At 42.7% G+C, this 23,650-nt stretch carries 24 protein-coding genes; 12 read left to right on the top strand and 12 right to left on the bottom strand.

The window, feature by feature from the left end:
* Positions 1–152 precede the first annotated feature (152 nt).
* The gene (locus tag N5J47_RS10005) at positions 153–2,351 is read left to right on the top strand and encodes an OsmC domain/YcaO domain-containing protein (protein WP_279960105.1); all 2,199 of its coding nucleotides are present in this window, start codon (positions 153–155) and stop codon (positions 2,349–2,351) included.
* Between the two features lie 106 nt (positions 2,352–2,457).
* Here N5J47_RS10005 and N5J47_RS10000 read toward each other — a convergent pair whose 3' ends face one another.
* Complete coding sequence (locus N5J47_RS10000) at positions 2,458–3,186, bottom strand: alpha/beta hydrolase (protein WP_279960104.1); 729 nt, start codon at positions 3,184–3,186, stop codon at positions 2,458–2,460.
* Positions 3,187–3,506: 320 nt separating this feature from the next.
* Between N5J47_RS10000 and N5J47_RS09995 the strand changes: the two genes are divergently transcribed.
* The 7 genes from N5J47_RS09995 to N5J47_RS09965 all read left to right on the top strand — a co-directional run bounded on the left by N5J47_RS09995 (position 3,507) and on the right by N5J47_RS09965 (position 12,858).
* Complete coding sequence (locus N5J47_RS09995; protein WP_267981686.1) at positions 3,507–5,099, top strand: peptide chain release factor 3; 1,593 nt, start codon at positions 3,507–3,509, stop codon at positions 5,097–5,099.
* Positions 5,100–5,168: 69 nt separating this feature from the next.
* Complete coding sequence (locus N5J47_RS09990) at positions 5,169–5,996, top strand: hypothetical protein (RefSeq protein WP_279960103.1); 828 nt, start codon at positions 5,169–5,171, stop codon at positions 5,994–5,996.
* A gap of 104 nt (positions 5,997–6,100) precedes the next feature.
* Positions 6,101–7,006, top strand: coding sequence for an RsiV family protein (locus N5J47_RS09985; RefSeq protein ID WP_279960102.1), 906 nt, complete (start codon positions 6,101–6,103; stop codon positions 7,004–7,006).
* A gap of 36 nt (positions 7,007–7,042) precedes the next feature.
* Positions 7,043–7,855 (top strand): TatD family hydrolase, encoded by an 813-nt coding sequence (locus tag N5J47_RS09980; RefSeq protein WP_279960109.1) that lies wholly within the window; start codon positions 7,043–7,045, stop codon positions 7,853–7,855.
* 123 nt (positions 7,856–7,978) lie between these two features.
* Positions 7,979–10,735, top strand: a complete 2,757-nt coding sequence (gene acnA / locus N5J47_RS09975) for an aconitate hydratase AcnA (protein WP_279960101.1) — start codon at positions 7,979–7,981, stop codon at positions 10,733–10,735.
* A 112-nt stretch (positions 10,736–10,847) separates the two neighbouring features.
* Entirely contained in the window at positions 10,848–12,035 is a 1,188-nt protein-coding gene (locus N5J47_RS09970) for an MFS transporter (RefSeq protein WP_279960100.1), read from the top strand.
* 61 nt (positions 12,036–12,096) lie between these two features.
* Positions 12,097–12,858: a tRNA threonylcarbamoyladenosine dehydratase gene (locus tag N5J47_RS09965; RefSeq protein ID WP_279960099.1), complete on the top strand. Its 762-nt coding sequence runs from the start codon at positions 12,097–12,099 to the stop codon at positions 12,856–12,858.
* Between the two features lie 13 nt (positions 12,859–12,871).
* Here N5J47_RS09965 and N5J47_RS09960 read toward each other — a convergent pair whose 3' ends face one another.
* Complete coding sequence (locus N5J47_RS09960) at positions 12,872–13,351, bottom strand: CHAP domain-containing protein (RefSeq protein ID WP_279960098.1); 480 nt, start codon at positions 13,349–13,351, stop codon at positions 12,872–12,874.
* A 336-nt stretch (positions 13,352–13,687) separates the two neighbouring features.
* Here N5J47_RS09960 and N5J47_RS09955 point away from each other — a divergent pair, with 336 nt between their 5' ends.
* Entirely contained in the window at positions 13,688–14,119 is a 432-nt protein-coding gene (locus tag N5J47_RS09955) for a GNAT family N-acetyltransferase (RefSeq protein ID WP_279960097.1), read from the top strand.
* 9 nt (positions 14,120–14,128) lie between these two features.
* Here the strand turns inward: N5J47_RS09955 and dusA are convergent, their stop codons facing one another.
* Positions 14,129–15,145, bottom strand: a complete 1,017-nt coding sequence (gene dusA / locus N5J47_RS09950; RefSeq protein ID WP_279960096.1) for a tRNA dihydrouridine(20/20a) synthase DusA — start codon at positions 15,143–15,145, stop codon at positions 14,129–14,131.
* Positions 15,146–15,280: 135 nt separating this feature from the next.
* On the opposite strand from dusA, the gene N5J47_RS09945 reads away from it, so the two are divergent.
* Positions 15,281–16,423, top strand: a complete 1,143-nt coding sequence (locus N5J47_RS09945) for a tyrosine-type recombinase/integrase (RefSeq protein WP_267981693.1) — start codon at positions 15,281–15,283, stop codon at positions 16,421–16,423.
* Here N5J47_RS09945 and N5J47_RS09940 read toward each other — a convergent pair.
* The 4 genes from N5J47_RS09940 to N5J47_RS09925 form a co-directional block, all read right to left on the bottom strand.
* Complete coding sequence (locus N5J47_RS09940; RefSeq protein WP_267981694.1) at positions 16,407–16,682, bottom strand: pyocin activator PrtN family protein; 276 nt, start codon at positions 16,680–16,682, stop codon at positions 16,407–16,409. The two genes, N5J47_RS09945 and N5J47_RS09940, sit on opposite strands and share 17 nt — an antisense overlap.
* A 5-nt stretch (positions 16,683–16,687) precedes the next feature.
* A complete protein-coding gene (locus tag N5J47_RS09935) occupies positions 16,688–17,677 on the bottom strand; it encodes a hypothetical protein (RefSeq protein WP_267981695.1) in 990 nt (329 codons plus the stop codon).
* 21 nt (positions 17,678–17,698) lie between these two features.
* Entirely contained in the window at positions 17,699–18,904 is a 1,206-nt protein-coding gene (locus tag N5J47_RS09930; RefSeq protein ID WP_267981696.1) for an inovirus-type Gp2 protein, read from the bottom strand.
* Between the two features lie 80 nt (positions 18,905–18,984).
* Positions 18,985–19,173, bottom strand: a complete 189-nt coding sequence (locus tag N5J47_RS09925; protein WP_267981697.1) for a hypothetical protein — start codon at positions 19,171–19,173, stop codon at positions 18,985–18,987.
* Positions 19,174–19,294: 121 nt separating this feature from the next.
* On the opposite strand from N5J47_RS09925, the gene N5J47_RS09920 reads away from it, so the two are divergent.
* Positions 19,295–20,722: a hypothetical protein gene (locus tag N5J47_RS09920; protein WP_279960095.1), complete on the top strand. Its 1,428-nt coding sequence runs from the start codon at positions 19,295–19,297 to the stop codon at positions 20,720–20,722.
* Between the two features lie 332 nt (positions 20,723–21,054).
* Here N5J47_RS09920 and N5J47_RS09915 read toward each other — a convergent pair whose 3' ends face one another.
* The 5 genes from N5J47_RS09915 to N5J47_RS09895 all read right to left on the bottom strand — a co-directional run bounded on the left by N5J47_RS09915 (position 21,055) and on the right by N5J47_RS09895 (position 22,834).
* A complete protein-coding gene (locus N5J47_RS09915) occupies positions 21,055–21,657 on the bottom strand; it encodes a hypothetical protein (RefSeq protein WP_279960094.1) in 603 nt (200 codons plus the stop codon).
* Positions 21,658–21,696: 39 nt separating this feature from the next.
* On the bottom strand, positions 21,697–22,119 hold the full coding sequence (locus N5J47_RS09910) for a hypothetical protein (protein ID WP_279960093.1): 423 nt from the start codon (positions 22,117–22,119) through the stop codon (positions 21,697–21,699).
* A gap of 91 nt (positions 22,120–22,210) precedes the next feature.
* The gene (locus tag N5J47_RS09905; protein WP_267981701.1) at positions 22,211–22,360 is read right to left on the bottom strand and encodes a hypothetical protein; all 150 of its coding nucleotides are present in this window, start codon (positions 22,358–22,360) and stop codon (positions 22,211–22,213) included.
* Between the two features lie 9 nt (positions 22,361–22,369).
* Positions 22,370–22,648, bottom strand: coding sequence for a hypothetical protein (locus N5J47_RS09900; protein ID WP_279960092.1), 279 nt, complete (start codon positions 22,646–22,648; stop codon positions 22,370–22,372).
* Positions 22,649–22,699: 51 nt separating this feature from the next.
* Entirely contained in the window at positions 22,700–22,834 is a 135-nt protein-coding gene (locus tag N5J47_RS09895; protein ID WP_267981703.1) for a hypothetical protein, read from the bottom strand.
* Positions 22,835–23,401: 567 nt separating this feature from the next.
* Here N5J47_RS09895 and N5J47_RS09885 point away from each other — a divergent pair.
* Positions 23,402–23,635, top strand: a complete 234-nt coding sequence (locus tag N5J47_RS09885) for a hypothetical protein (protein ID WP_279960091.1) — start codon at positions 23,402–23,404, stop codon at positions 23,633–23,635.
* Positions 23,636–23,650: the final 15 nt, after the last annotated feature.

Genomic DNA, 23,650 nt, shown 5'->3' with positions numbered 1-23,650 from the left:
ATATATTATCTTGGCTTATCATGAGTGCTCATTGATCGTGATAAGCCTCATTTATTATTCTGTTTAAGTCAATTTCAGATCGTCATTCTATTTTATTCATATTTACAAGCTTATGTGCCTATGCTGGTACATAAGATGCATTAGGTACCAGCATGGAAATCAAGGTTAATTATCTCGACAATCTTCGCCAAGAAGCCAAGTTCGATGATTTTACAGTGATCGCGGATCAACCGATCCGTTATAAAGGCGATGGCTCAGCGCCAGGACCATTCGACTACTTTTTGGCTTCATCGGCGTTATGTGCGGCTTACTTTGTAAAAGTGTACTGTGCGGCGCGGGATATTCCAACCGACAATATCCGCCTGTCACAAAACAATATTGTTGACCCTGAAAACCGCTACAAACAGATTTTTAAGATTCAGGTCGAGTTGCCTGCTGATATTTCTGAAAAGGACCGTCAAGGAATTCTACGCTCGATAGACCGTTGTACCGTGAAGAAAGTGATTCAGACAGGCCCTGAATTTATTATTGAAGAAGTTGAAAGTATTGATGCTGATGCACAGGCATTGTTGATGCCAAGCCTGACTTCGGAAAGCAGCACCTATATTCAGGGTAAAGATTTACCTTTAGAACAGACCATTGCCAATATGTCCAGTATTTTGGCAGGGTTGGGCATGAAGATTGAAATTGCGTCATGGCGCAATATTGTCCCGAATGTCTGGTCACTGCATATTCGTGATGCACAATCGCCGATGTGTTTTACCAATGGCAAGGGTTCAACCAAGGAAAGTGCTTTGGCATCGGCACTGGGCGAATTTATTGAGCGTTTAAACTGTAACTTCTTCTATAACGACCAGTTTTGGGGGGAAGAGATCGCTAACGCTGAGTTTGTGCATTATCCTGATGAAAAGTGGTTCCAGCCAGGCCCGAATGGTGAATTGCCAGTAGAAATTCTGGATGAATACTGCCTTGAGATTTATAACCCTGATGATGAATTGCTGGGCACGCATTTATATGACACCAACTCAGGTAATACCGAGCGAGGTATCTGTTCATTGCCATTTGTCCGTCAGTCGGATGGCGAGGTGGTGTATTTCCCATCCAATCTGATTGAAAATCTCTATCTCAGTAACGGGATGAGCGCAGGCAATACTTTGGCGGAGGCGCAGGTACAGTGTCTGTCTGAAATTTTTGAACGTGCGGTGAAACGTGAGATTCTGGAGGGTGAAATGACGCTGCCAGATGTGCCGCAACAGGTCTTGGAGAAATACCCAGGTATTTTAGCAGGCATCAAAGGTTTGGAGGAACAAGGTTTTCCTGTATTAGTCAAAGATGCTTCGCTGGGTGGTCAGTTCCCCGTGATGTGTGTGACGCTGATGAATCCACGTACAGGCGGAGTCTTTGCCTCATTTGGTGCGCATCCAAGTTTTGAAATTGCGTTGGAACGTAGCCTGACTGAGTTGTTGCAGGGACGTAGTTTTGAGGGTCTCAATGATTTACCGCAGCCAACGTTCCAAAGTAATGCGGTGACTGAGCCAAACAACTTTGTGGAACACTTTATTGATTCCAGTGGTTTGGTGTCATGGCGCTTTTTTAGTTCCAAAGCTGATTTCGAGTTTGTGGAGTGGGACTTTACCAACCAAGGTCAAAACAGCAATGTGGAAGAAGCGGAAGAACTGTTTGCCATTCTTGAGGAAATGGGTAAAGAAGTCTACATGGCAGTGTATCAGCATTTAGGTGCAACGGCTTGCCGTATCTTGGTGCCTGACTATTCAGAAATTTATCTGGTGGAAGACCTGATCTGGGACAACACCAACAAGGCGCTGTCATTCCGTGAAAATATCTTAAACCTGCATCGTCTGGATAATGACAGCCTTGAAGCTTTGGTCGAGCGTTTAGAAGAATGTGAGCTGGATGATTACACCGAAATCAGCACCTTGATCGGGATTGAATTTGATGACAATACCGTGTGGGGGCAACTGACCATTCTTGAATTAAAGTTGTTGATTTATATTGCCTTAGAACAATTTGAAGAAGCAAAAGATTTGGTCGAGCAGTTCCTGCAATACAACACCAACACGGTTGAGCGTGGCCTGTTCTACCAGTGCATGAATGTGGTGCTGGAGGTGATTTTGGATGATGAGCTGGAACTGGATGATTATCTAATTAACTTCCGCCGTATGTTTGGTGATGAACGGATGGATGCGGTACTTGGATCGGTAGATGGCAGTGTCCGTTTCTATGGTCTCACCCCAACCAGTATGAAACTGGAGGGGCTGGATCGACACTTGCGCCTGATTGACAGTTATAAAAAGTTGCATGCCGCACGTGCCAAGGCTGTTGCTGTCTAGATTAAAAGGTAGGGACTGGTATTACTTATTTTTTATAGCGTTGCCACCTGAGTGTGGGTTACAGCAGTCTGCGAATTGGCAATGACTGCTGTAGTATCCAAAAAGATTAGCTCATATATTTGGCGAGATAAGACAATACTTTTTCAGGATGGCGGCCAAACCAGTTGTAGCCATCCTCAAAGCGTTTGGTTGTATCTTCAATCCAGTACAACTCTTTATGGGTACTGGCCAACAGATCAAATGTTCTTTGAGAATCTTCAGCAGTGGTCAATATGTCTTTACGCACTTGCCACATCAACACTGGAAGTTTGACATGGGGTGCCCACAATGACCCTGACATATCTGCTGCTGGAAAACCACCTAGTTTCAGCAATTCAAGGTCGACTAATTCAAGGTATTGATCAACACCTTGTAATGCTGCGAATCTCTCTAAAATAACCGTCATGTTCGGTACGAGTGGGCTGCACATACACAGCACATTTTCAAAAAGTTCAGGATGTTTGCTGATGGCTGCATATTGTGAAATACCACCGAGACACTGACTGTATAAAGCCACTTTCATTTTACTGAACTCAGGATGGGCATCAACAAACTTTTTCACCCCCACACAATCACGCCATTCCCATTGACCAATGCCAGATATACCACCATTGGCTGCGCCACTTTGACCATGATTACGGAAATCGTATGTCAGTACGTTATAGCCTGCATCGGTGAGATGCTTGTATTGAATCACAAAATCAATTTCTACAGGTTCAACAAAATTACTCCAAGGCTCACCCAGATGACCTGGATAACCTGCACGGCACATGGGCAAGGCATGGTTAAAAATCACCAGTTTATCGCTGCTGCCACCTTTGGCTGGGATATGTCTTCGGGATTTATTATTTTCATCTTATTGCCTTTTGCTCATCTGTTCTAAAAACACTGAAATAAAAGAGAAATTTATTCTCCATCACTGATTATATCGGTATATAACGTTTATTCAGCATTTACCTGAGATGATCATGTGGATAACTTAAGACATATCAACAATGCATAAAACATACTCTCTAAATCTGCTACAATTGCGCCAATTTTGAATTCCCACTTTTTTCGGTTAAGTACATATTTGGAATTGTGTACATAACTGTGTACATATTGAAGATTTTTCTCATGAGTTTTAAAGACGAACTAGCGGCACAGGTTGCCCAGCGACGCACCTTTGCGATCATTTCCCACCCCGATGCGGGTAAGACCACCATGACTGAAAAACTGCTGTTATGGGGTAAGGCCATTCAGGTTGCGGGAATGGTGAAAAGCCGTAAGTCTGACCGTTCCGCCACATCCGACTGGATGGAAATGGAAAAGGAACGTGGTATTTCGATTACCACCTCGGTGATGCAGTTTCCCTATAAAAAGCACACCATCAACCTTCTCGATACCCCAGGACACGAAGACTTCTCGGAAGATACCTACCGTACCTTAACTGCCGTGGATTCTGCCTTAATGGTGATTGATGGTGCAAAAGGTGTTGAGGAGCGTACCATTAAATTGATGGAGGTGTGTCGTATGCGTGACACACCGATCATTTCATTCGTCAACAAAATGGACCGTGAAATTCGCGAGCCATTGGAATTGCTTGATGAAATTGAGAATGTCCTCAAAATTCGTTGTGTGCCAATCACCTGGCCATTGGGCATGGGGCGTGACTTTGCGGGCGTGTACAACCTGCTTGAAAATAAACTGTATGTCTATAAAGCGGGTTTTGGCTCAACCATTACTGATATTGAAGTGCGTGATGGTTATGACCATGCGGATATCCGTGACAAAGTGGGTGAGCTAGCATGGGCATCGTTTGAAGAATCACTTGAATTGGTACAGATGGCAAATGAGCCATTAGACCGTGAGTTGTTTCTGCAAGGCAAGCAAACCCCTGTGCTGTTTGGTACGGCATTGGGTAACTTTGCGGTTGACCATGTGTTGGATGCCTTTATCAACTGGGCACCAGAACCTAAGGCGCATCCAACTCAGGAACGTACTGTCGATGCCAATGAAGAGGGCTTCACAGGCTTCGTGTTTAAAATTCAGGCCAACATGGACCCGAAACACCGTGACCGTATTGCCTTTATGCGGATTTGCTCAGGTAAATATGAAAAAGGCTTGAAAATGAATCATGTGCGTATCGGTAAGGACGTGCGTATCAGTGATGCGCTGACATTCCTTGCTGGTGAGCGTGAGCATCTGGAAGAGGCTTGGCCTGGGGACATTATTGGTCTACATAACCACGGCACCATCCAGATTGGCGATACCTTTACCAGTGGTGAAAACCTGCATTTTACGGGAATTCCACACTTTGCGCCTGAAATGTTCCGCCGTGTGCGTTTACGTGATCCGTTAAAGTCCAAGCAATTGCAGAAAGGCCTGAAAGAGCTGTCGGAAGAGGGCGCAACACAGGTGTTTATGCCACAAATCAACAATGACCTGATTGTTGGTGCAGTGGGTGTGTTACAGTTTGATGTGGTTGCGTACCGCCTAAAAGAAGAATATAAGGTGGACTGTATTTATGAGCCTGTAAGTGTGCATACCGTGCGCTGGATTCATTGTGATGATGAAAAGATTCTGAATGAGTTTAAGAAAAAGGCCCACGATCAACTCTCGGTTGATGGTGGTGGACACCTTACTTATTTGGCGCCAAGCCGTGTCAACTTGCAGTTGATGCAGGAACGCTGGCCAGATATTCAGTTCCGTAACACACGGGAACACTAAAATATATAAAAACAGCTTCTAATTAGAGGCTGTTTTTAATTGAACAAACTAAAAATAAGGGATGATGAGATGAACACTTTAAAACCAATTTTTGCTGTCAGTTTAATGATTGGAATGATGGCTTTAACGGCATGTGATCATCCAAAGAAAAATGAAACTGATTCAGCACAGGAAACTGAACAGCATACTGCGCCAGTTGAAAAAGCTGAGGTTTTACCCTATCTCAATATGCAGGAGGCCAAGGCAGATTATGCCTTGCCATTTTGTGAAAAGAAAAACTGTATTGATGTCGATATTCAAACCGTTAAAACTCAGGATGAATGGCTGAATACGTGGATTGCAAAAAATCAGGCCAACGTGATCCAGCAACAGATTGAACAGAATAAAAACCTGACCCTGCAACAGGCCATCAACGCCTATGTAAAAAAGTCAGATGAATGGCAGGATAAATATTCAAAAAACAAGGCCTATGAGCTGCATTTGAATACCCGTATTGCATCACAGCGGAATCAGTATGTGTTGCTGCAAGTGGGAGTAAATGCCCAGCAGGAAGATATTGCGGTCAAGGACCGTTTTTATTTCTTTGTTGCAGACCGTAAACTACAAAAAAGTCTTAGTATTCTGGATGTGATTCAGAAGAATCAGCAAAATGCACTGAATGACATTATTCAGGCACATTATCAACAATGGATTGAGAAACAATCTACAGAAGTTAAAAAACAGGTGCCGAAAAAGCTGTATTGGGGACAGGCTGACTGGTTCTTTGATGGCGAGGGTATTGGCCTGCATTACCGTGCCAATGAAATCAGTAAGGATGCACCACAACTGGATATTTATTTAACCACTGAACAAAGTAAACAGATGCTACAGCCTGATATTTATCAACAAATGTTCTAATCTTTGTAACGAGCGTATAGGAATTGCATGTATCACTAGCGATTTGCGGTGAAGTCCGCTAGCATTTAAAAATCTTGTGTCATCACAATGCTTGCAGGTTTCCGATGAAAACATTTTATAAATCTAGCGTTCTGGCATGTGCAATTCTGCTTGCCGCATGCCAGCCAAAATCAGAACCTAAGCAGCCAGAGGACAAGCCACAAGAGCAGCCAATTGTGCAGACACAGGCTGAGCCGATCTTACGTGGTGAAACGGTCAAGGTGCAGGTGAGTTTGCCCGAGTGTAAGGGCAATACCTGTCCAGATTTTAGCGTTGAACGTTTGCAGAGTAACTTCCCGTTTATTGACCAGTTGCTTGATCAGGAAATACTGGGTCAACTCGGCAAGATGCTTGAAATTGTTGATAAAGATACCGCTGCCTCTAGCGTACAGGCCACTGAGCAAAAGCAAAATCTGGATGCACAAGCGCAACTGTATGCCAATTCATTTATCAAGATTGATGAAGAACTGAAAGCATTGAGCAGCAGCCATCAAATCAGTTTGATGATTAAACCAAAGATTTTACAGCCTAAGGGCACACTGGCAACGGTTGTCCTGAATAGCAGCAGTTATTTGGGTGGCGCACATGGCTCAACCTCGCAACGCTACTACAACTTTGACCTGACCAATCAAAAACAGGTGCAATTGAACGATCTGCTATTGCCAAAACAAAAGGCAACTTTGGAAAAGCTGGCGCATGATGCATTCAAGGTCTGGATTGTAGACAGCAAACTTGCCAATAACCCTGAGGAATATGAGCAGGCCTGGCCGTTTAAGGTCACTGACAACTTCCTGTTGGGTGAGCAGGGCTTAATTCTGCAATATGCTGAATATGAAATTGGTCCTTATGTGGTCGGTCTGCCACGTCTGGTGATTCCATTTGACAAATTACAGGGTGTATTAAAACCTGAATATTTGCCAAAGGTGGATGCGCCAGCAGCATCTACGCCTGTGGCAAATAAATCTCCTTAAATCCCCCTTTTATAAAGCGGGACTTTTAATAAAATGATGCAACTGTTTGATACCCATACCCATTTCGATGTTGCCGATTTCGACCATGATCGGCAACATTTGGCTGTACAGGCGAAACAGGTGGGCGTGGAGGCTTTGGTTCTCATCGGTTTTGTTGAATCCCGCTTTGATGAACTCATTCAGACCCACCAACAGTTGCAGTGCTGGGAAAATGTCCCTCAATCCTATCTCGCACCTGGTCTGCATCCTTTTTATATTGAACAACATCAACAGGCCCATCTACAACAACTGGAGCAGGTGTTAAAGCAACATGATTGTGTCGCCATTGGTGAGATTGGTCTGGACACCTTTTTAAAGCAACATAAACAGCCTGAGCTTGTTGCCAAACAGCAGCATTATTTTAATGCTCAACTTGAATTGGCAATGCATTATCAAAAACCTGTACTACTGCATATTCGTAAGGCCCATGCCGAAACCTTTGCGATATTAAAAGCACAGAAATTCAAGCTTGGTGGTATCGCGCATGCTTTTAGTGGCGGTATTGAAGAAGCAAAAGCATTGATTAAAATGGGTTTTAAAATTGGTGTGACAGGGCAGATCACCAATCCCAATGCCAAAAAACTGCATCAGGTGGTACAGGCGATTGGAGCTGAACATCTGGTGATTGAAACTGATTGCCCTGATATGACCCCGTTGTGTTGCCAGACCTCAATCGAACACCGTACGAGAAATACGCCTGTGAATCTGCCTTATGTTTTAGATAGTTTGGCGCAAACCCTTGGGCAACCACAAGACCAGCTTGCCGAGCAATTATGGCAAAACTCATTGGCAGCCTTGCGTTTAGGATAATAACAATAAGCCCATTAAAAATAAGATAACTAAAAGGAAACACATCATTTCCTAAACTGGCTTAGAGTGAATAAAGCACTTCATAACAAACAAGTGAAATCGCCAAACTGGGAGGGTAACCCGATGGCTAGATATAGCAAAATCAATAGCTTTAATTCATTACAAACACTCAGTGTCGGTTCAAGGCAATATCAAATTTTTAGCTTGGCTCAGGCAGCACAGCGTCTGGGTAATATTGATCAGCTCCCAAAATCATTAAAAGTTTTACTGGAAAATTTACTGCGCTTTGAAGATCAAAAAAGTGTAAAAGTTGAGCATATTCAGGCCTTGGTGGACTGGCAAAAAACCAGAAGTTCGGATCAGGAAATTCAATACCGCCCAGCCCGAGTGTTGATGCAGGACTTTACAGGGGTGCCCGCAGTGGTTGACCTTGCGGCCATGCGTGCTGCGATGGCTCAGGCAGGTGGTGACCCAAACCGTATCAATCCACTGTCTCCTGTGGATTTGGTGATCGACCATTCCGTCATGGTGGACCATTTTGCCAACCAGAATGCCTTTGCCGAAAATGTTGAAATTGAAATGCAGCGCAATGGTGAGCGTTACCAGTTTCTACGCTGGGGCCAGTCTGCCTTTGATAACTTTAGTGTAGTGCCACCAGGAACAGGAATTTGCCATCAGGTCAATCTGGAATATCTGGCCCAAGCGGTCTGGCTTGGGGAAGATGAGGGACAAACCTTTGCTTTTCCTGATACCTTGGTGGGAACTGACTCACATACCACCATGATCAATGGATTGGGTGTGTTGGGTTGGGGTGTTGGTGGTATTGAGGCAGAAGCGGCCATGCTGGGACAGCCTGTATCCATGCTGATTCCTGAAGTGATTGGCTTTAAGCTGACTGGAAAGTTAAGTGAGGGAATCACCGCGACCGATCTGGTGCTGACCATTACCCAGATGCTGCGCCAAAAGGGTGTTGTGGGTAAATTTGTTGAATTTTATGGAGATGGCTTGGCTGATCTGCCACTGGCTGACCGTGCCACCATTGCCAATATGGCACCTGAATATGGCGCAACCTGTGGTTTCTTCCCGATTGATGAAGTGACTTTGGGCTATTTGGCCCTAACAGGCCGTCAACAGGGCCGTATTGATCTGGTGGAGGCTTATAGTAAAGCACAGGGTTTATGGCGCAATACGGGTGATGAACCAGTTTTTACTGATGTGCTGAGTCTGGATATGGGAACGGTTGAGGCCAGTCTGGCTGGACCAAAACGTCCACAGGATCGGGTCCTGCTTTCAGATGTACCCAAAACCTTTAATGCCTTGATGGAACTGACCCTAAAACCTGCCAAAGAAGCAAAGGAACGTTTGGAAAATGAGGGTGGCGGTGGCACTGCCGTGGAAGCCAAAGCTGCAAACCTGCCCCATGAAAATCCATCCTGTACGCTGGATGGACAAAGTTATCCTCTCAATCATGGTGATGTGGTCATTTCAGCCATTACTTCATGTACCAATACATCTAACCCGAGTGTGATGCTGGCTGCGGGCCTGCTTGCCAAGAAAGCCATTGAAAAAGGTTTGCAGCGTAAGCCGTGGGTGAAAAGTTCCCTCGCCCCTGGTTCCAAAGTGGTGACAGACTATCTTGCCGCCGCAGGGTTAACCCCTTATCTGGATCAACTTGGTTATAACCTTGTGGGTTATGGATGCACCACCTGTATTGGTAACTCTGGGCCATTGCCAGAAGCAATTGAAGCCGCCATTCAGTGCCATGATTTAAATGTTGCCTCTGTGCTTTCAGGAAACCGAAATTTTGAAGGCCGTGTCCATCCGCTAGTCAAAACCAATTGGCTTGCCTCGCCGCCGTTGGTGGTTGCGTATGGTCTGGCGGGTAATATCCGTACCGATTTAACCACCCAGCCGATTGGTGTGGGCAAGGGTGGGCAGGAGGTCTATCTGAAAGATATATGGCCAAGCCAAACCGAAATTGATCAAGTGTTGCAGAAAGTCAATACTGAGATGTTCCATAAGGAATATGCGGCTGTGTTTGATGGTGATGCAACATGGCAGGCCATCCAGATTCCACAAAGCCAAACCTATGCATGGCAAAACAACTCGACCTATATTCGCCATCCACCATTTTTTGAGGAGATCAACCATCCACCTAAAGCCATCACCAATATTGAGCAGGCGCGTATCCTGGCCGTGTTGGGAGATTCAGTCACCACAGACCATATTTCTCCAGCAGGCAACATTAAACAGGACAGTCCAGCAGGGCGCTATTTGCAGGATCAAGGAGTGGAACCTAAAGATTTCAATTCTTATGGTTCACGGCGCGGTAACCATGAAGTGATGATGCGTGGCACTTTTGCCAATATTCGCATTAAAAATGAAATGCTGGATGGAGAGGAGGGTGGCAACACCATTTACATCCCGACAGGTGAGAAACTGGCAATTTATGATGCTGCCATGCGTTATCAACAGCAAAAAGTTCCTTTGTTAATCGTGGCGGGCAAGGAATATGGAACGGGTTCATCACGGGACTGGGCCGCAAAGGGCACCAACCTACTGGGTGTCAAGGCGGTGATTGCGGAAAGCTTTGAGCGGATTCACCGTTCCAATCTGGTGGGAATGGGCGTATTGCCCTTGCAGTTTATTGATGGGCAAACCCGTCAGTCCCTGAACCTGACAGGTCGCGAAGTGTTATCCATTTATGGATTGTCAGATAATATCCAGCCGCATCAAATCCTTGATGTTGAGGTGGTACGTGAGGATGGCAGTCAGGAGCAGTTTAAGGTGTTGTGCCGAATTGATACCCTGAATGAGGTGGAATACTTTAAGGCAGGTGGCATTTTGCATTATGTACTGCGCAATCTGATTGCTGCATAAGGTGTTAGGATACCTCCTCAAAAAAGATGAAAGCTGGTCTTTCATCTTTTTTATTTGAATTTCAAGCATTCAGCGTTAAGGTAGTCAGGCCCGATAAAACTGGATAAAGGCTTTGAATCAATTACCTCGCTATGTTTATTATCTCTTGGCTGCACAGGCACTGAACTTGATTGCGGCGGTCTTATCGGTGACCGTGGCGGCGATTGTCGGCTTAAAGCTTGCGCCGACTCAGGCCCTAGCCACAGTTCCTTATGGTTTGCAGTTTTTAGCGATGCTACTGACCACCTTTATTTTTTCTTTTCTAATGAAAAAGTTGGGACGTCATCTGGTGTTTCAATTTGGCTGCATCTGCCTATTCCTGGCGGGTGTTCTAGGCTATCTGGCATTACAGCAGCAACAGTTCTATCTATTGTGTCTTAGCCATTTTTCACTGGGTTTATTTATCTCGACTGCGAATTTTTATCGCTTTGCGGCCTCTGATCGTCTTGCAACAGAACTCATTCCGAAAGCAACAGCCATGGTGATCTCAGGTGGTGTGATTGCTGCAATGATTGCCCCCATATTGGCGATTCAGTTTCAGCAGGTGCAGGGTTTACCCGATTTTACTGCGATCTATTTCATTTTTAGTGTCTTGGCCTTGTTACTCTCTCCAATCCTGTATCTATGGAATAAAAAATTCCAACATCAACAGACACAGCAGATAATGGTTGAACCAATTCAGCGCGCCAAATTGCCGAGCAGCTTGATTATCGCCGCCGTGATAAGCGGTGCATTTGCCTACTATATTATGAATGTGATGATGATTATGTCTTCTTTGCATTTAAAGGAACATCATTCATTTCACTATGCCTCAATCTCCATTCAGTTGCATGTATTGGCAATGTTTATTCCGTCATTCTTTGTATCGAAACTGATTCAACGATGGGGCACACACACCACGATTTATGTGGGCTTTGCTTTGCTGATGTTATCGTCATTGATTCCAATGATTGAACAGGTTGGAATTTATATGAATGTTGCGCTGATTGTCCTTGGTGTGGGCTGGAATTTCGCTTATTCAGGTGCATCCACTTTATTGGCTGGTTTAAATGAGCAGCAAAAACATCGAGTACAAGGTATCAATGAGACAGGAATTGCCTTGTTTGCAACTTTAGGGGCATTTTTACCTGCCCCAATTTTAAGTAGTCTAGGTTGGATCAATGCAAACCTTTTAGCCTTATCCATGAGCTTCATGGTTTTTATTCTGTTGCTGGTTTTAAGCCGCCAAGGTCAATCGCCAAGTAAAGTTTCATCGGACTAACCTAAAAGAAGCTAAACACGCTAAAATACTGCTTTGACTGAAAAGATAGACCACGACTGCTATGACCGATCTCCAAAATGATGAATATGAGCGCCGTTTCGCTGGCGTAGCCAAAATTTATGGAGAAAATGCATTTGCACACTATGAGCAAAGCCATGTCATGGTGATTGGTATTGGCGGTGTGGGAAGCTGGGCGGTTGAGGCACTGGCACGTACAGGGATTGGTGAGCTGACGCTGGTGGATATGGATGTGGTTGCCGCATCCAACATCAACCGTCAACTGCCTGCAATGAGTTCAACACTGGGACAGGAAAAAATTGAGGTGATGGCGGAACGTTGCCGTCAAATCAATCCTCGAATGAAAGTCAATGTGATTGATGACTATCTCACACCTGAGAATGTCAAAGAGATTCTGAATCCTGTTCCAAGCATCGTTTTAGACTGTATTGATGATGTCAAAGCCAAGTTGGCTTTGATGCTGCACTGCCGTTTTAACAAAATTCCCCTGATAGTTTCAGGTGGAGCAGGTGGTAAGCTTGACCCGCTCAAGATTCGGGTGGCAGACTTGTCCAAAACAGAACAGGACCCGATGCTTGCCAAACTACGCACACAACTACGTTCCAAAGGCATTTGTAAAAAGCCGAAAGACAAGTTTGGAATTACTTGCGTTTATTCCATCGACAATCCATTTTCAAGCGCTGATGTCTGTGCAACTGCTGGACTGCGCTGTGGTGGTTATGGATCGGCGGTGGTGGTGACTTCAAGCTTCGCAATGGTTGCGGTGGCTGAAGTCTTAAAGAAGCTGGATAAAATCAGGGCTTAAACAGCCCAATAAATTAAGCCTGTGGATATTGTGGTGCTAGGCGGTAATAGCTGTAGGTCACATTTGGGTCTTTGTACACGTCATAGCTAGTTTGCTTAAAGTCAGAGACCCATTGCGAACCTGTAAAACCTGCAATATGTCCATAACGATGCTTCTTGGTGCGATGTATAATGTAAATGTCACCTGGTTGTGGATTGTTAAAGTCAGGCGTGATTTTTTGATAGCCAATCTGTTGTAAGGTACGGCCCCAGTCTGATGCGGCGATAGGGTGCTGAACAATATTGGCGCCCGCAGATTGCAAGGCGATCCTAACGAATTTGGCACATTGAGATGAGCTACGATAGGACGCCCGCGTGGTTAGCTTTTGAGAAAACTTGCTTACATCAATGGTTGGCGTTGATGGCAGCCTTGGCATCTCCCGATAAGGAATAACCAGCTGTTGTGCTGGTGGATATATCATGCTGTGGTCAACTGAAAGTACATCATAAATCATTGTAAATCTCTACCGCATTTTCAAAACAACTGAACGTGTGCCAGAATCCGTACGCGGCACATAGTAAGCGATAAATCTTAAAAAAACTTATTTGCAATGTAATAACATAACTTTTTAATGACTATATAAATCACTTAGCGAAAAGTTCATATAAATAATTCTTTTATTATCATGTGTTTGAGATTTATTTAATTTAAATAAAATGATTTGTAAGATTATATTTCTTTTTTTGGTGAAAAATAGTCAAAATTTAAAGGTTAGATGTAAATGGTTTTGTGATATTTTATGATAATAAATTATTGTTTATCAATGCCATAAAAAGAGAGAAAGAATAAAATGATTCGTACTGCCAAATTGTCTGATATTGGAGGAATAGTAGAGTTAATTCAGCCATATATAAAAGATTTTGTTATCAGTGCTGAGGGTGAACACAAATTTGATCGTGCAATGATTGAGAAATTGTTGGAAATGCCAAATGTGGAATATTTTGTTTTTGAGCAAAATACACAGCTTATTGGTGTGATTGCCTACAGGCAGCCTGCGCATTTGCTTCATTTTTTTGTGAATCAAGATTTTCAGCAACAGGGGATTGGTCGTCAGTTGTGGACGTTTATTGAAGATAAAATCCGTAAGGAAAACTCCAGTATTACAGTTAACTCAAGTTGCTATGCTCAGCCGATCTACAAGAAATTTGGATTTAGTTCAACCTCTCCTGTTATGGAAAATGGCGGATTACGCTATGTTCCCATGCAGAAAATTTATCTTTAGAGCATTAGCCTAGTGTTGATGTTCTTTTATATAGTCTTCAGTACGTTGCATGGCTGCCTGAATATTTTGAATGGCATTTTCAATGTCGGCGATGGTTTTTGCATTGCCGCCACTCAGTGCCTGACGCCATTTACGTGCGCCTGGCAAGTTCTGGAATAATCCCAGAATATGACGTGTGATAATTGAAAGTGGTGCGCCCTCAGCTACTCGCTGGTGAATATACGGCATCATCTGCTGCATAATGTCAAAACGATTCGGTACCTCCAAATTCCACAATTGACCCATTTCAGCTAATAAATAGGGATTGTGGTAGGCTTCGCGGCCAATCATGACCCCATCAACATGCTGTAAGTGCAGCTGTGTTTCCTCAAAGGTTTTGATGCCGCCGTTAATTTCAATGGTGAGGTGAGGGCGTTCCTGCTTGAGACGATAGACATCTTCATAACGTAAGGGCGGTACTTCACGGTTCTCTTTTGGAGACAGGCCCTGCAAAATGGCAATTCGTGCATGTACAATAAAATGGGTACAGCCCGTTGCCGCAACAGTGTCAACAAAATGCAGCATTTCTTCATAAGACTGCATGTCATCAATCCCGATCCTATGTTTCACGGTAACAGGAATCGACACTGCTTTTTGCATGCTATGAATACATTCAGCCACCAAGTCTGGTTCAGCCATTAAACATGCACCAATCTTATTGTTCTGGACACGGTCACTTGGGCAGCCGACATTTAAGTTGACTTCGTTGTAGCCCCAATCCTCAGCCATTTTGGTACAGGTTGCCAGTTCCTGCGGATTGGAACCACCAAGCTGTAACACAATCGGATGTTCTTCCTTGTTGAAGTCCAAATGGCGGTTGGCACCACCATAAATGATCGCGCCTGTAGTCACCATTTCGGTATAAAGCACCACATTTGGATTAAATAGGCGGCCGAAAAAACGGTAGTCTTTGGTTGTCCAATCCATCATGGGCGCAACACTGATGCGAGGTTCTTTCGTGCTTTCAATGGTTTTGTTAATATTCATATTAAAAAACATACCTTTACAGTGTTGCATATTTTGGACTATTTCGATTTTTTACGCCTCATTTCGAACCATTATTTTTGAAATTTACACCAAATTACGCCATTATGGTCTTGAGAAAGAGATAAGGCGTAAACTATGGGAACAATTTCACAACGCAAATTGGCGGATGGAACTATACGCTTTCGTGCTGAAATTAGAATAAGCCGTAAAGGCCTTGCAAATTTCAAAGAGAGTAAAACGTTTAGTTCAATGCGACTTGCCCAAAAATGGTTAGCAATGCGTGAAGAGGAAATCGAAGAAAATCCAGAGATTTTATTAGGCAGATCGGATGTGACCAACATCACTTTAGCCAATGCCATAGAGAAATATCTTGATGAAGTTGGCAATGAATATGGTCGTACTAAAACCTACTGTCTTCGCCTAATTCAGAAATTTCCAATTGCGCAGCATATTATCACAAAAATAAAACCAGCAGACATTTCAGATCATGTGGCTTTACGCAAGAATGGCTATGACAAACTAGATTTAAAGCCAATTGCAACCAGCACCTTGCAACATGAGCTATTACATATCCGTGGTGTGTTGTCCCATGCCTCAGTCCTGTGGGATGTGAATGTGGATTTGGCTGGTTTTGATAAGGCTACAGCTCAATTAAGAAAAACAAGGCAAATTTCCTCCAGTGGCAAGCGTGACAGATTGCCAACGACGGCGGAGTTAAAAAAACTGACCGAGTACTTTTATCGAAAATGGCAGAACCCTGTATATAGTTATCCCATGCACTTGATCATGTGGTTCGCTATATTTTCATGCCGACGTGAGGCAGAAATTACGGAGATGCTGTTGGCTGATCATGATGTGGATAATGAAGTTTGGAAAGTCAGAGACCTAAAGAACCCCAAGGGCTCCAAAGGAAATCATAAAGAGTTTAATGTACTTGAACCGTGTCAAAAGATGATTGAGCTATTGCAGCGTAAAGATGTCAGGAAACGTATGCTTAAAAGAGGGTATGATAAGGATTTACTGATACCGCTTAGCCCTAGAACCATAGGTGGTGAATTTAGAAATGCTTGTAAATTACTAGGTATTGAAGATTTACGATTTCATGATCTAAGACATGAGGGGTGTACACGTCTTGCAGAACAAGGGTTTACGATTCCCCAGATTCAGCAGGTAAGCCTGCATGATTCATGGGGAAGTTTGGAAAGGTATGTTTCTGTGAAGAAAAGGAAAAAGACTATAGCGTTGGCAGAAGTGTTACCCCTCATCGATGAAAGGTAACATGATCCTGATGAGCCAATGTATACTGTTGATCCAAGACCTTTGCTAGGTCTTGGACATGAACAAAGTATGGTGCTTTTTGACTTTTATCCAATTTAAAACAAGAAAAAGGAAATTCCTGATTACGTGCTTTTTCAAGGACTTTTACCTTGCTGAGATGAGGATAGTATTCTCGTACTACTTCATCCAGCAGAACTGTCATTGAGCGGTATTTCATGAATAAATAGTCTGAAGTAGATAGTTGAATTGCTGCTCCCATATTTACTAGTCCTTTGACTTTAATGCATATAAATTACCTGTGTAACTTTTCCATTCGAAACTTATACCATTGGCTTTATAGCTATAAAATTCTAATGGGATTTGTAGTAAATCCAGCTTTTCTTTCCACTCTTTTAAAGCTACACCATTACCCATATAACAGGTTAATGGAGTGATATAGAACAATGAGATAGGACTATAACTCGCTAGTCCCTCTTTAGTCGTATTAGTCCAAATCTCTTGGAAAGCTGGTTGACAGTCCACATTAATATTAACTAGGTAAATTAAAATTTGACCAGTTAATTTCCCGTTAAAGTTTTTTATTATGCGCCACTGTATGTCACATAGCTTTTGATCAAAGATAGTGGCTGCATGAATATTTTTTAGATATTTTTTCAAAAACAAGATAGTATTTTTTTCTGAAGAGTCTAACGACTCTCCCCATAGTGCCGCAGAGTTTTGCTCGAATGGTAACTCAATTAGAAAACAGTTCAATTCTTGGTGTTTAATCAAAAGTTGGCTGAAGTTCTTTTTCTGCTTGCTTACCTGATCTTTGATTAAAGCTACTTTCTTGAGTGACTTTAATGCGCACTTGTTTTGTATAACCGCAGATTTAATGCGATCTATAGTATTAAGGTAATATTCCGTATCTAAATATGTATGAAAGCCAGTTAGAAACTGTTCATGCATAGGATGAGATAATTCTTCAAAAATTACTCGAATGTAACTATTTATTTCAATTGTTTGATCAAGGCAAAAACGTAATTGAGCAATAGACGGTATTAACCTGAAAAATGCTATACATTCTGGACTAAATTTTGTTCGTTTTTTGTCGGCAAAAATCTTAAAAGAATCTCGTTCCATTCTTACAAGAGCTTTTTGAGTTTGGGCTAAAATCGCAACTTGTTGCTGATCATTTGGATGGATACAAATGTTTTGAGTCATTTGAGAAAAACTTGACCAATTATTAGATATTGGGGGAAGAATTTGATTCATCTTGTATTCCTTTCCTATAAATTAAATTTTTGCTGGACGCCCAAGATTTTTACGAGTGCTGTATGTACGACCAGTATCAAAAGTTTTTTTGTTCAAAATACTTTTATGTATAATGAACTGATCTTTTTTACAGAAATATCTAATGACCACATTCAGTAACCGCTCAAATTTTGAATGATCATTTCGCTCTAATCGACCTACTACAATATCTTTGTAATGTTTTAAATGCTTGGTAGAATGACAATTAAAATAGCAATTTTTACCTCCAATCGTTTTATCCCACATCTCACCAATCATTTGGGCAAGTTTGATGTCATGGCTGTGTTTTCTACCACATAGAAATATAATCAGATGATAATGAAACGATTTTGCAAAACCATATTCAAGCTTCCAGATATAGCCATTTAGCTTCAGTAATCTACTTCTTCTCAATTTCTGTGTGAAACGATCAAAATTAACTTTCAACTCGGAAACACTAATATTCTTTAGTTCCGTTGGTACGCATAAGTCCAATCGAATAACTAGCAGCCGTCCGAAGTCATTACGTAGCTCAGAGAGGTATTTTTTTGCACTTTTAAAGTGGCTGGCGGCACGCCTAACTCGTACTCGAATAGCCTCTTTAAAGATAGGACCATGAATATTCTTATACACTTCTAAATTTATTTGATTCAGAATATCAGCGACAGCAACTTGTTGGAAACATCCATTCTCCTCTTGGATTGTGATCTTTGCCCTAGGTGCATTCCATAGATTGAGTAGATCAAAGCGGTAAGACCAGAATTTGCTTACAGCACCCATGACGCAATTGTAATGTTCGCTTTTGTAGTCACCCTCACTAATATCCTCAAACATGAAAAGCCGTTTGTAGTAACTAGCAAGAATTGAATCACTTACAAGCAGTTTATGGGATGAGGTTATCGAATTTCGCTCATAGTACAGAAAACACTCATCTCTGTTGCTAACTCTTTCTGTGATCCAATAACAATAAAAGTGTCTGAGGAGGTACGCATCTTCAGGTAGAATTTGTGGACTACCTTTTTCTTGATTATGAGTAAAAAGGCTATCCTGTAGTCTCAATGTATGGTGTTGATCCAAGACATTTGATGCATTGCCGTAGTTTGCTTCAAATATGTCAAGATCTTCATCTAAAGACACAATATTGGGTCTTTTCCATGTGGTAATTGGTTTAACTATTAATCGATTAATTGGCTGAATTAATGTAGTCATAGAGAGTCTCCCTCATATACCAAATTTGTTATTTGGATACAATTTATGGTTAATGATTCTGTTTAAGTGTAACCTGTTGATTAATATTTATTATTAATCATATAAGTACCACGGGTAAGAAAAGCCAGCATCAGCCAGTTTTCAGTGATCGTATAGGCAAGTATGATCGTGAAGATAGATGGTTGATTCTTAAACTGAAATGAAATGATGTTACCGAAATCGTGGCGTATCACTTGTAGCAGTTGCATTAAGTTTTCAAATTGGCACATCGCATTGTTCCTCAAAGCTAGGAGTAGGCTAGTTGGTATAAGTTAGTTTGCTGCTTTGAGAATTGAATATCTATCCACCCTGATTTTTTTGTTTTAGTTTTTGATTTATATAGGATTAAAATTGGCTACTGAGAAAACTTACACACATGCAATTTTTTCCATTGCTGATCCATTAGTTAAAAACCATATCGAACAAGCGATTTACTCTTGTAAATTTAGGTTGAAATTTCCTACTTTTTATATGCTCATGGTTAATAGCCGATCAAATATCGATAAACAGCTAAGTTTTAAATTGATAGAGGCATATTTAAAATATAACAATGAAGTTATGGATGATAAGCTTGAAGAAAATATAGGTATTATTCTGGAAGATAGACGGTTTCTGGATAATGCGATTGGCTTTATCCAAACTGGCAGACTTTTGTTACCAGATCTTTTTCTCATTTCGAATGAAATTATGACTCTTGATGAAATTCGAGAGTTATTTTCCCAAGTTTCTATCTCTTTTTGGGAAGAAGCCTCCAAGATACTTCACTCCAATAGAGAAAATTATGGAAAAGACGAGATTTTATCATACCTAAATGAGAATGGTTTATACCTGCCGAACCTATTTCCATTGCTTGGCATTGAAGATCTATTTTTAAATTTTTTACCAATTCATTTGTCTTACGGTAAGTTTAATAGCAGTAAGGATCAGAAAAGTCTTGCTAAATTACCAACTAGTAACGAATGCTATGAAATTCTTGCTCCTCTATATTCTCATGCATCTCCCCTTTATTTTGACTCTTCATCTTATCTTGACTACAGCACTGAAGTTAATTCAAAGCTTACTTTAACCCACTTTGTACTTCAAATGGACTTGGATGAGCCCCCTGAAAATTTACCCTATTTACTTCGAGACTTCTTGATCAATTATCAGTCAAGGCGCTTAGACTTTATGAGAAAAGGGAATAATAATGAATATCATTCTGCCCAGATTGATGAAATTAACAACTTAAGCGCTGTGGCGAAAGAAATTTTGTCTGTTTTAGACAAATTTTCGAATCAACGAATTGGCAATCGAAAAGAAATCCACTCTCTCGGATACGATGCTGTTCTAAATGCCATACTTGCTCTTTTTTTTATTGAATATCATTGTAAACTCATTTTTAAAGACCATAATTTGAATGTTATTGACCTTAAAAAAGATACTGATCATTCTGGAAATGACAAGATAAATAACATGCTGAAAGATGATAAAGAGGTGGATGAATTTCCTTGTGGCATATCCCTGAAATTTAGTACAGTTTATGAGTCTTTCGTTAATAACTTAGAAAAAATTCTTTTGCAATCAGAAAAATTTCATATAGCAGTTTCACCTCCCAGTAGAGGGAAGCGCAAGATCCAAAGTATTCAAATTACGCTCAAAGAGGAAGTCAGCAACTCTCTTAACTCTTCGAAAAAGAGGCAACCTCAAACCTTAAATTTGCATGTGAATAGTTTAAAAAAGACGATACGAGAATTTTTGAAAAAACGAATTCCAGAAGTTGAAGCTTTCGTACAGTTCTAAGCTTCGGAGTTATATTTTCAACTGAACTCTGCTCTCGGAAACAGTTAGTTTTCCTCTTGTAATGTGTAATTAAAAACAAGACTACACATCCTATAGGTTTATTAATTAATATGAGTGATAAGTGGATGTGCGATGGAAAGTGCTGATCTCCTTTTACGAATATAATTAGCTTTGCAAAGTAGATAGACGTTTCATCCTGAACGGGATGTTCCCCTAAGAAACATTTCTACCCCAAGCCCATCCATGTATCTGGCTTTCTTACGCTGAAAGTCTAACAGGGAAAGGGGGAGGCAGAATGTTTAATTGGGAGGCTGTACCTGCGTGAAATGGCTTTATTCCTCAATTAACGTATAGGGTAGTTTTCCATAGGTGGTATAGAGGTCAACCTCCCTGATCTGGTCAGCCCTACAGTTCCTGACAATCAGGTTGAACGTGGTTGCATAGATGACCTTTACTGGGAAGCGTATCGTATAGGGTTCAAAGCCCGATATCTGGCAGGCCCCGCCATTGATTTCAATTCGGTCAACCACATCGTTGCTTTCGGACATTACCCTTAGGCGGGTGATGTCGTAAATCGTGCTTGCCCTGACCTGAAATGTTCGGGTAAAGCCCACAGGCCTGTATTCCGTGTCAAGGGACTCGCCTGGCAACAGCCTCCTTTTGAGCTGGGGTGGTGGAATGGCGACATTGTCCGATCCCGTATAGATACTGTCGGGGTCATAGGCATCGTGGGCGATTGCCGCGGCTTCCGCCTTGCGTTCCCTTGCCTCATCAAGGGGCCAGTCCACCTGACTGCCTGTGTTGTCCTGTGGTTCAGGGTCAGCCACACCTGTATCGGCGGCATCGGCTGGCGGTGTGTGGGACTCCTCAACGGGGGACTTGTGACAGGCGGTTAGGGTGAGCAGCAGGGTGGCTGTAAATATTAATCTGTTCATAAGGGGTTTTCTTCCTGAAATGGCGGATGATCCAGTGGCTTACTTAAAATCAGGCTGGGTGCGTTCAATGTATTGCAGAACAACCAGTCCCTTGAGGTATAGCCAGTAGTCATTCGGGTTCTCCGCACTCTGGTCGAAGAGGTAAAAGGGCAGCTCGTCAATCTCTCTGAGTCTTTGGTTTTTCAGGTTCTTGCCCTGTCCCTCATGGATAAGTCCCTGCATGTCGTTGCTGTATATAAAGTAGCGTAGCGGGTCACCTTTGGGGATGACCTGCCATTCCTTGCTGATTGCCACAAAGGCGTTGCAGTTCGCCTTACCCTGGCAGCGCCTGATTTCAGGTGCCTGTGAGGGATCATTGATCAGGGCCATCACCCGATTCAGGTCGGCATGGACATGGGTGGCACTGAACAGGCAGGCCATGAGGACACTGCCCTGTAAAAACGGTTTAACATGTTTGTTCATAAAAAAGGTCCTGATTATTGTTGTTGGATTGCCTATGGGTTTGCCTGCCCGAACGGGGGTATTGACTACGCGCAGGACTTTTTTTCAGGTTTTATTTAAACATTGAGATCGGCCAGGCAAGCGCCTTGCCGAAATTGTAGGAATAGCTGCGGTCAGCCGTGTCACTGCAACCTTTCAGGTAGAATGAGAACAGCAGGGCGATCACAAGGTAGACACCGATCAGGTAATGCTTGGCTTTCATGGCATCCCCCTAGCGTGACTGGCAATGCTGTACGGCACGGATCATGGCGAGGTCAAAGCCCCTTGGCAGCTCCATGTTGTACATGTTGGCCTGGCCCAGTTTCTCCATGAGTGCGGGGGAATACTGCTTTTCCAGCTGGTCATAGACACAGGAACAGGTGGAGTGGCTTTGACCGCCCGACTGGCAGCCAGCGTTAAAGTCACGTTTGGACTTGCTTTCACAGCCTGCCAGTGCCAGCAGACCCATTAAAACCCCACCCATGATCATTGTGCGATTGGTTGTAAACATCTTCTTTCACCTTGATATTGTTATAACTTTTAGAAAGATATTGTTCTGGTGCTATTTATCGTCAGACTTGTTGTCCCAGCCTGCCAGAGCCATCAGGAACATAATGGCGAGCAGCATCAGGACAAAGCTCGGCCCGACCATGACAATAAAGCCAATGACCAGAATCAATTGAGCAATCAGTTTCATGCCTGAAACTCCTGATTAACCACAATGCTGTGGCAAAACGGGATTAGTCCGTGCGTGGAAAGGCACAGATGTGATGAGGCAGGACGCTATTGTTATAAAAGTGAGGTAGGGGTGGGGAATGCTTGGAAATAAAGAAAACAGTCATGATTGACTCCTTAGGTATTTAAGAAGTTCTACCGCATCACTGTCAAATAATGGTGGCAGAACGAAAGAGGGTTGACAGACTGAACCTAAGAATCAGCACACCCGAAGGTGTCCCCCTCCCGTTCTACCGCAGAGGGAGCACGAGGGCGTACACCAAAAGAATGAATCTTTTAGTGCTCTTAGGTACGGTCTGTCAAAACCGCCTGACCATGAGGGTCAGCAAGCCCATGATAATCACAACGGTTTCACAGGTCAATTCGATTTGTCCCGATGTTTTGTACAACCCAGTAAAAAATGAACAGGCATACGATTCCAATTGTTTTCAGATACATATTACTGAAATGAAGCAACACCAACAGACATCGAAATGATGTCTACGGCAGCGTTTTTAAACACTCATTTCTTAAATATTGGAGAAACTCCATGTCGTATCTGGATACAGAAGAAGAACCGTATAACCCACGCTTTCGGGAACCCCAGCCCCTGCAACTCAGCCTTGCTAGCGCACCGACAACTTTGGCAATGCTGGGCATGAACCTCGCCAAGTCAATGGGCTTCTCACCGATGCTTGGTGGCGTGGCAGGCGCAGCTCTGGGTGGCGTGATTCTGGTACTGGCGGATCAAACCCGTTCCAGCATCAGCATGCATAAATACTGAACAAGACACAATTTA

Origin of the sequence: Acinetobacter sp. GD03645 (assembly GCF_029845285.1) — a bacterium.
Lineage (GTDB): Bacteria > Pseudomonadota > Gammaproteobacteria > Pseudomonadales > Moraxellaceae > Acinetobacter > Acinetobacter corruptisaponis.
This window is presented reverse-complemented; position numbering and strand designations above follow the sequence as displayed.

Bases quoted from the DNA above. Each gene is read 5' to 3' on its own strand.
- dusA (WP_279960096.1), bottom strand. From the start codon at position 15,145: ATGAATATTAACAAAACCATTGAAAGCACGAAAGAACCTCGCATCAGT.
- N5J47_RS09965 (WP_279960099.1), top strand. From the start codon at position 12,097: ATGACCGATCTCCAAAATGATGAATATGAGCGCCGTTTCGCTGGCGTA.
- N5J47_RS10005 (WP_279960105.1), top strand. From the start codon at position 153: ATGGAAATCAAGGTTAATTATCTCGACAATCTTCGCCAAGAAGCCAAG.
- N5J47_RS09985 (WP_279960102.1), top strand. From the start codon at position 6,101: ATGAAAACATTTTATAAATCTAGCGTTCTGGCATGTGCAATTCTGCTT.
- N5J47_RS09935 (WP_267981695.1), bottom strand. From the start codon at position 17,677: ATGAATCAAATTCTTCCCCCAATATCTAATAATTGGTCAAGTTTTTCT.
- acnA (WP_279960101.1), top strand. From the start codon at position 7,979: ATGGCTAGATATAGCAAAATCAATAGCTTTAATTCATTACAAACACTC.
- N5J47_RS09980 (WP_279960109.1), top strand. From the start codon at position 7,043: ATGCAACTGTTTGATACCCATACCCATTTCGATGTTGCCGATTTCGAC.
- N5J47_RS09900 (WP_279960092.1), bottom strand. From the start codon at position 22,648: ATGTTTACAACCAATCGCACAATGATCATGGGTGGGGTTTTAATGGGT.
- N5J47_RS09955 (WP_279960097.1), top strand. From the start codon at position 13,688: ATGATTCGTACTGCCAAATTGTCTGATATTGGAGGAATAGTAGAGTTA.
- N5J47_RS09910 (WP_279960093.1), bottom strand. From the start codon at position 22,119: ATGAACAAACATGTTAAACCGTTTTTACAGGGCAGTGTCCTCATGGCC.
- N5J47_RS09925 (WP_267981697.1), bottom strand. From the start codon at position 19,173: ATGTGCCAATTTGAAAACTTAATGCAACTGCTACAAGTGATACGCCAC.
- N5J47_RS09990 (WP_279960103.1), top strand. From the start codon at position 5,169: ATGAACACTTTAAAACCAATTTTTGCTGTCAGTTTAATGATTGGAATG.
- N5J47_RS09940 (WP_267981694.1), bottom strand. From the start codon at position 16,682: ATGGGAGCAGCAATTCAACTATCTACTTCAGACTATTTATTCATGAAA.
- N5J47_RS09905 (WP_267981701.1), bottom strand. From the start codon at position 22,360: ATGAAAGCCAAGCATTACCTGATCGGTGTCTACCTTGTGATCGCCCTG.
- N5J47_RS09945 (WP_267981693.1), top strand. From the start codon at position 15,281: ATGGGAACAATTTCACAACGCAAATTGGCGGATGGAACTATACGCTTT.
- N5J47_RS09915 (WP_279960094.1), bottom strand. From the start codon at position 21,657: ATGAACAGATTAATATTTACAGCCACCCTGCTGCTCACCCTAACCGCC.
- N5J47_RS09885 (WP_279960091.1), top strand. From the start codon at position 23,402: ATGTCGTATCTGGATACAGAAGAAGAACCGTATAACCCACGCTTTCGG.
- N5J47_RS09960 (WP_279960098.1), bottom strand. From the start codon at position 13,351: ATGATTTATGATGTACTTTCAGTTGACCACAGCATGATATATCCACCA.
- N5J47_RS09895 (WP_267981703.1), bottom strand. From the start codon at position 22,834: ATGAAACTGATTGCTCAATTGATTCTGGTCATTGGCTTTATTGTCATG.
- N5J47_RS09930 (WP_267981696.1), bottom strand. From the start codon at position 18,904: ATGACTACATTAATTCAGCCAATTAATCGATTAATAGTTAAACCAATT.
- N5J47_RS09995 (WP_267981686.1), top strand. From the start codon at position 3,507: ATGAGTTTTAAAGACGAACTAGCGGCACAGGTTGCCCAGCGACGCACC.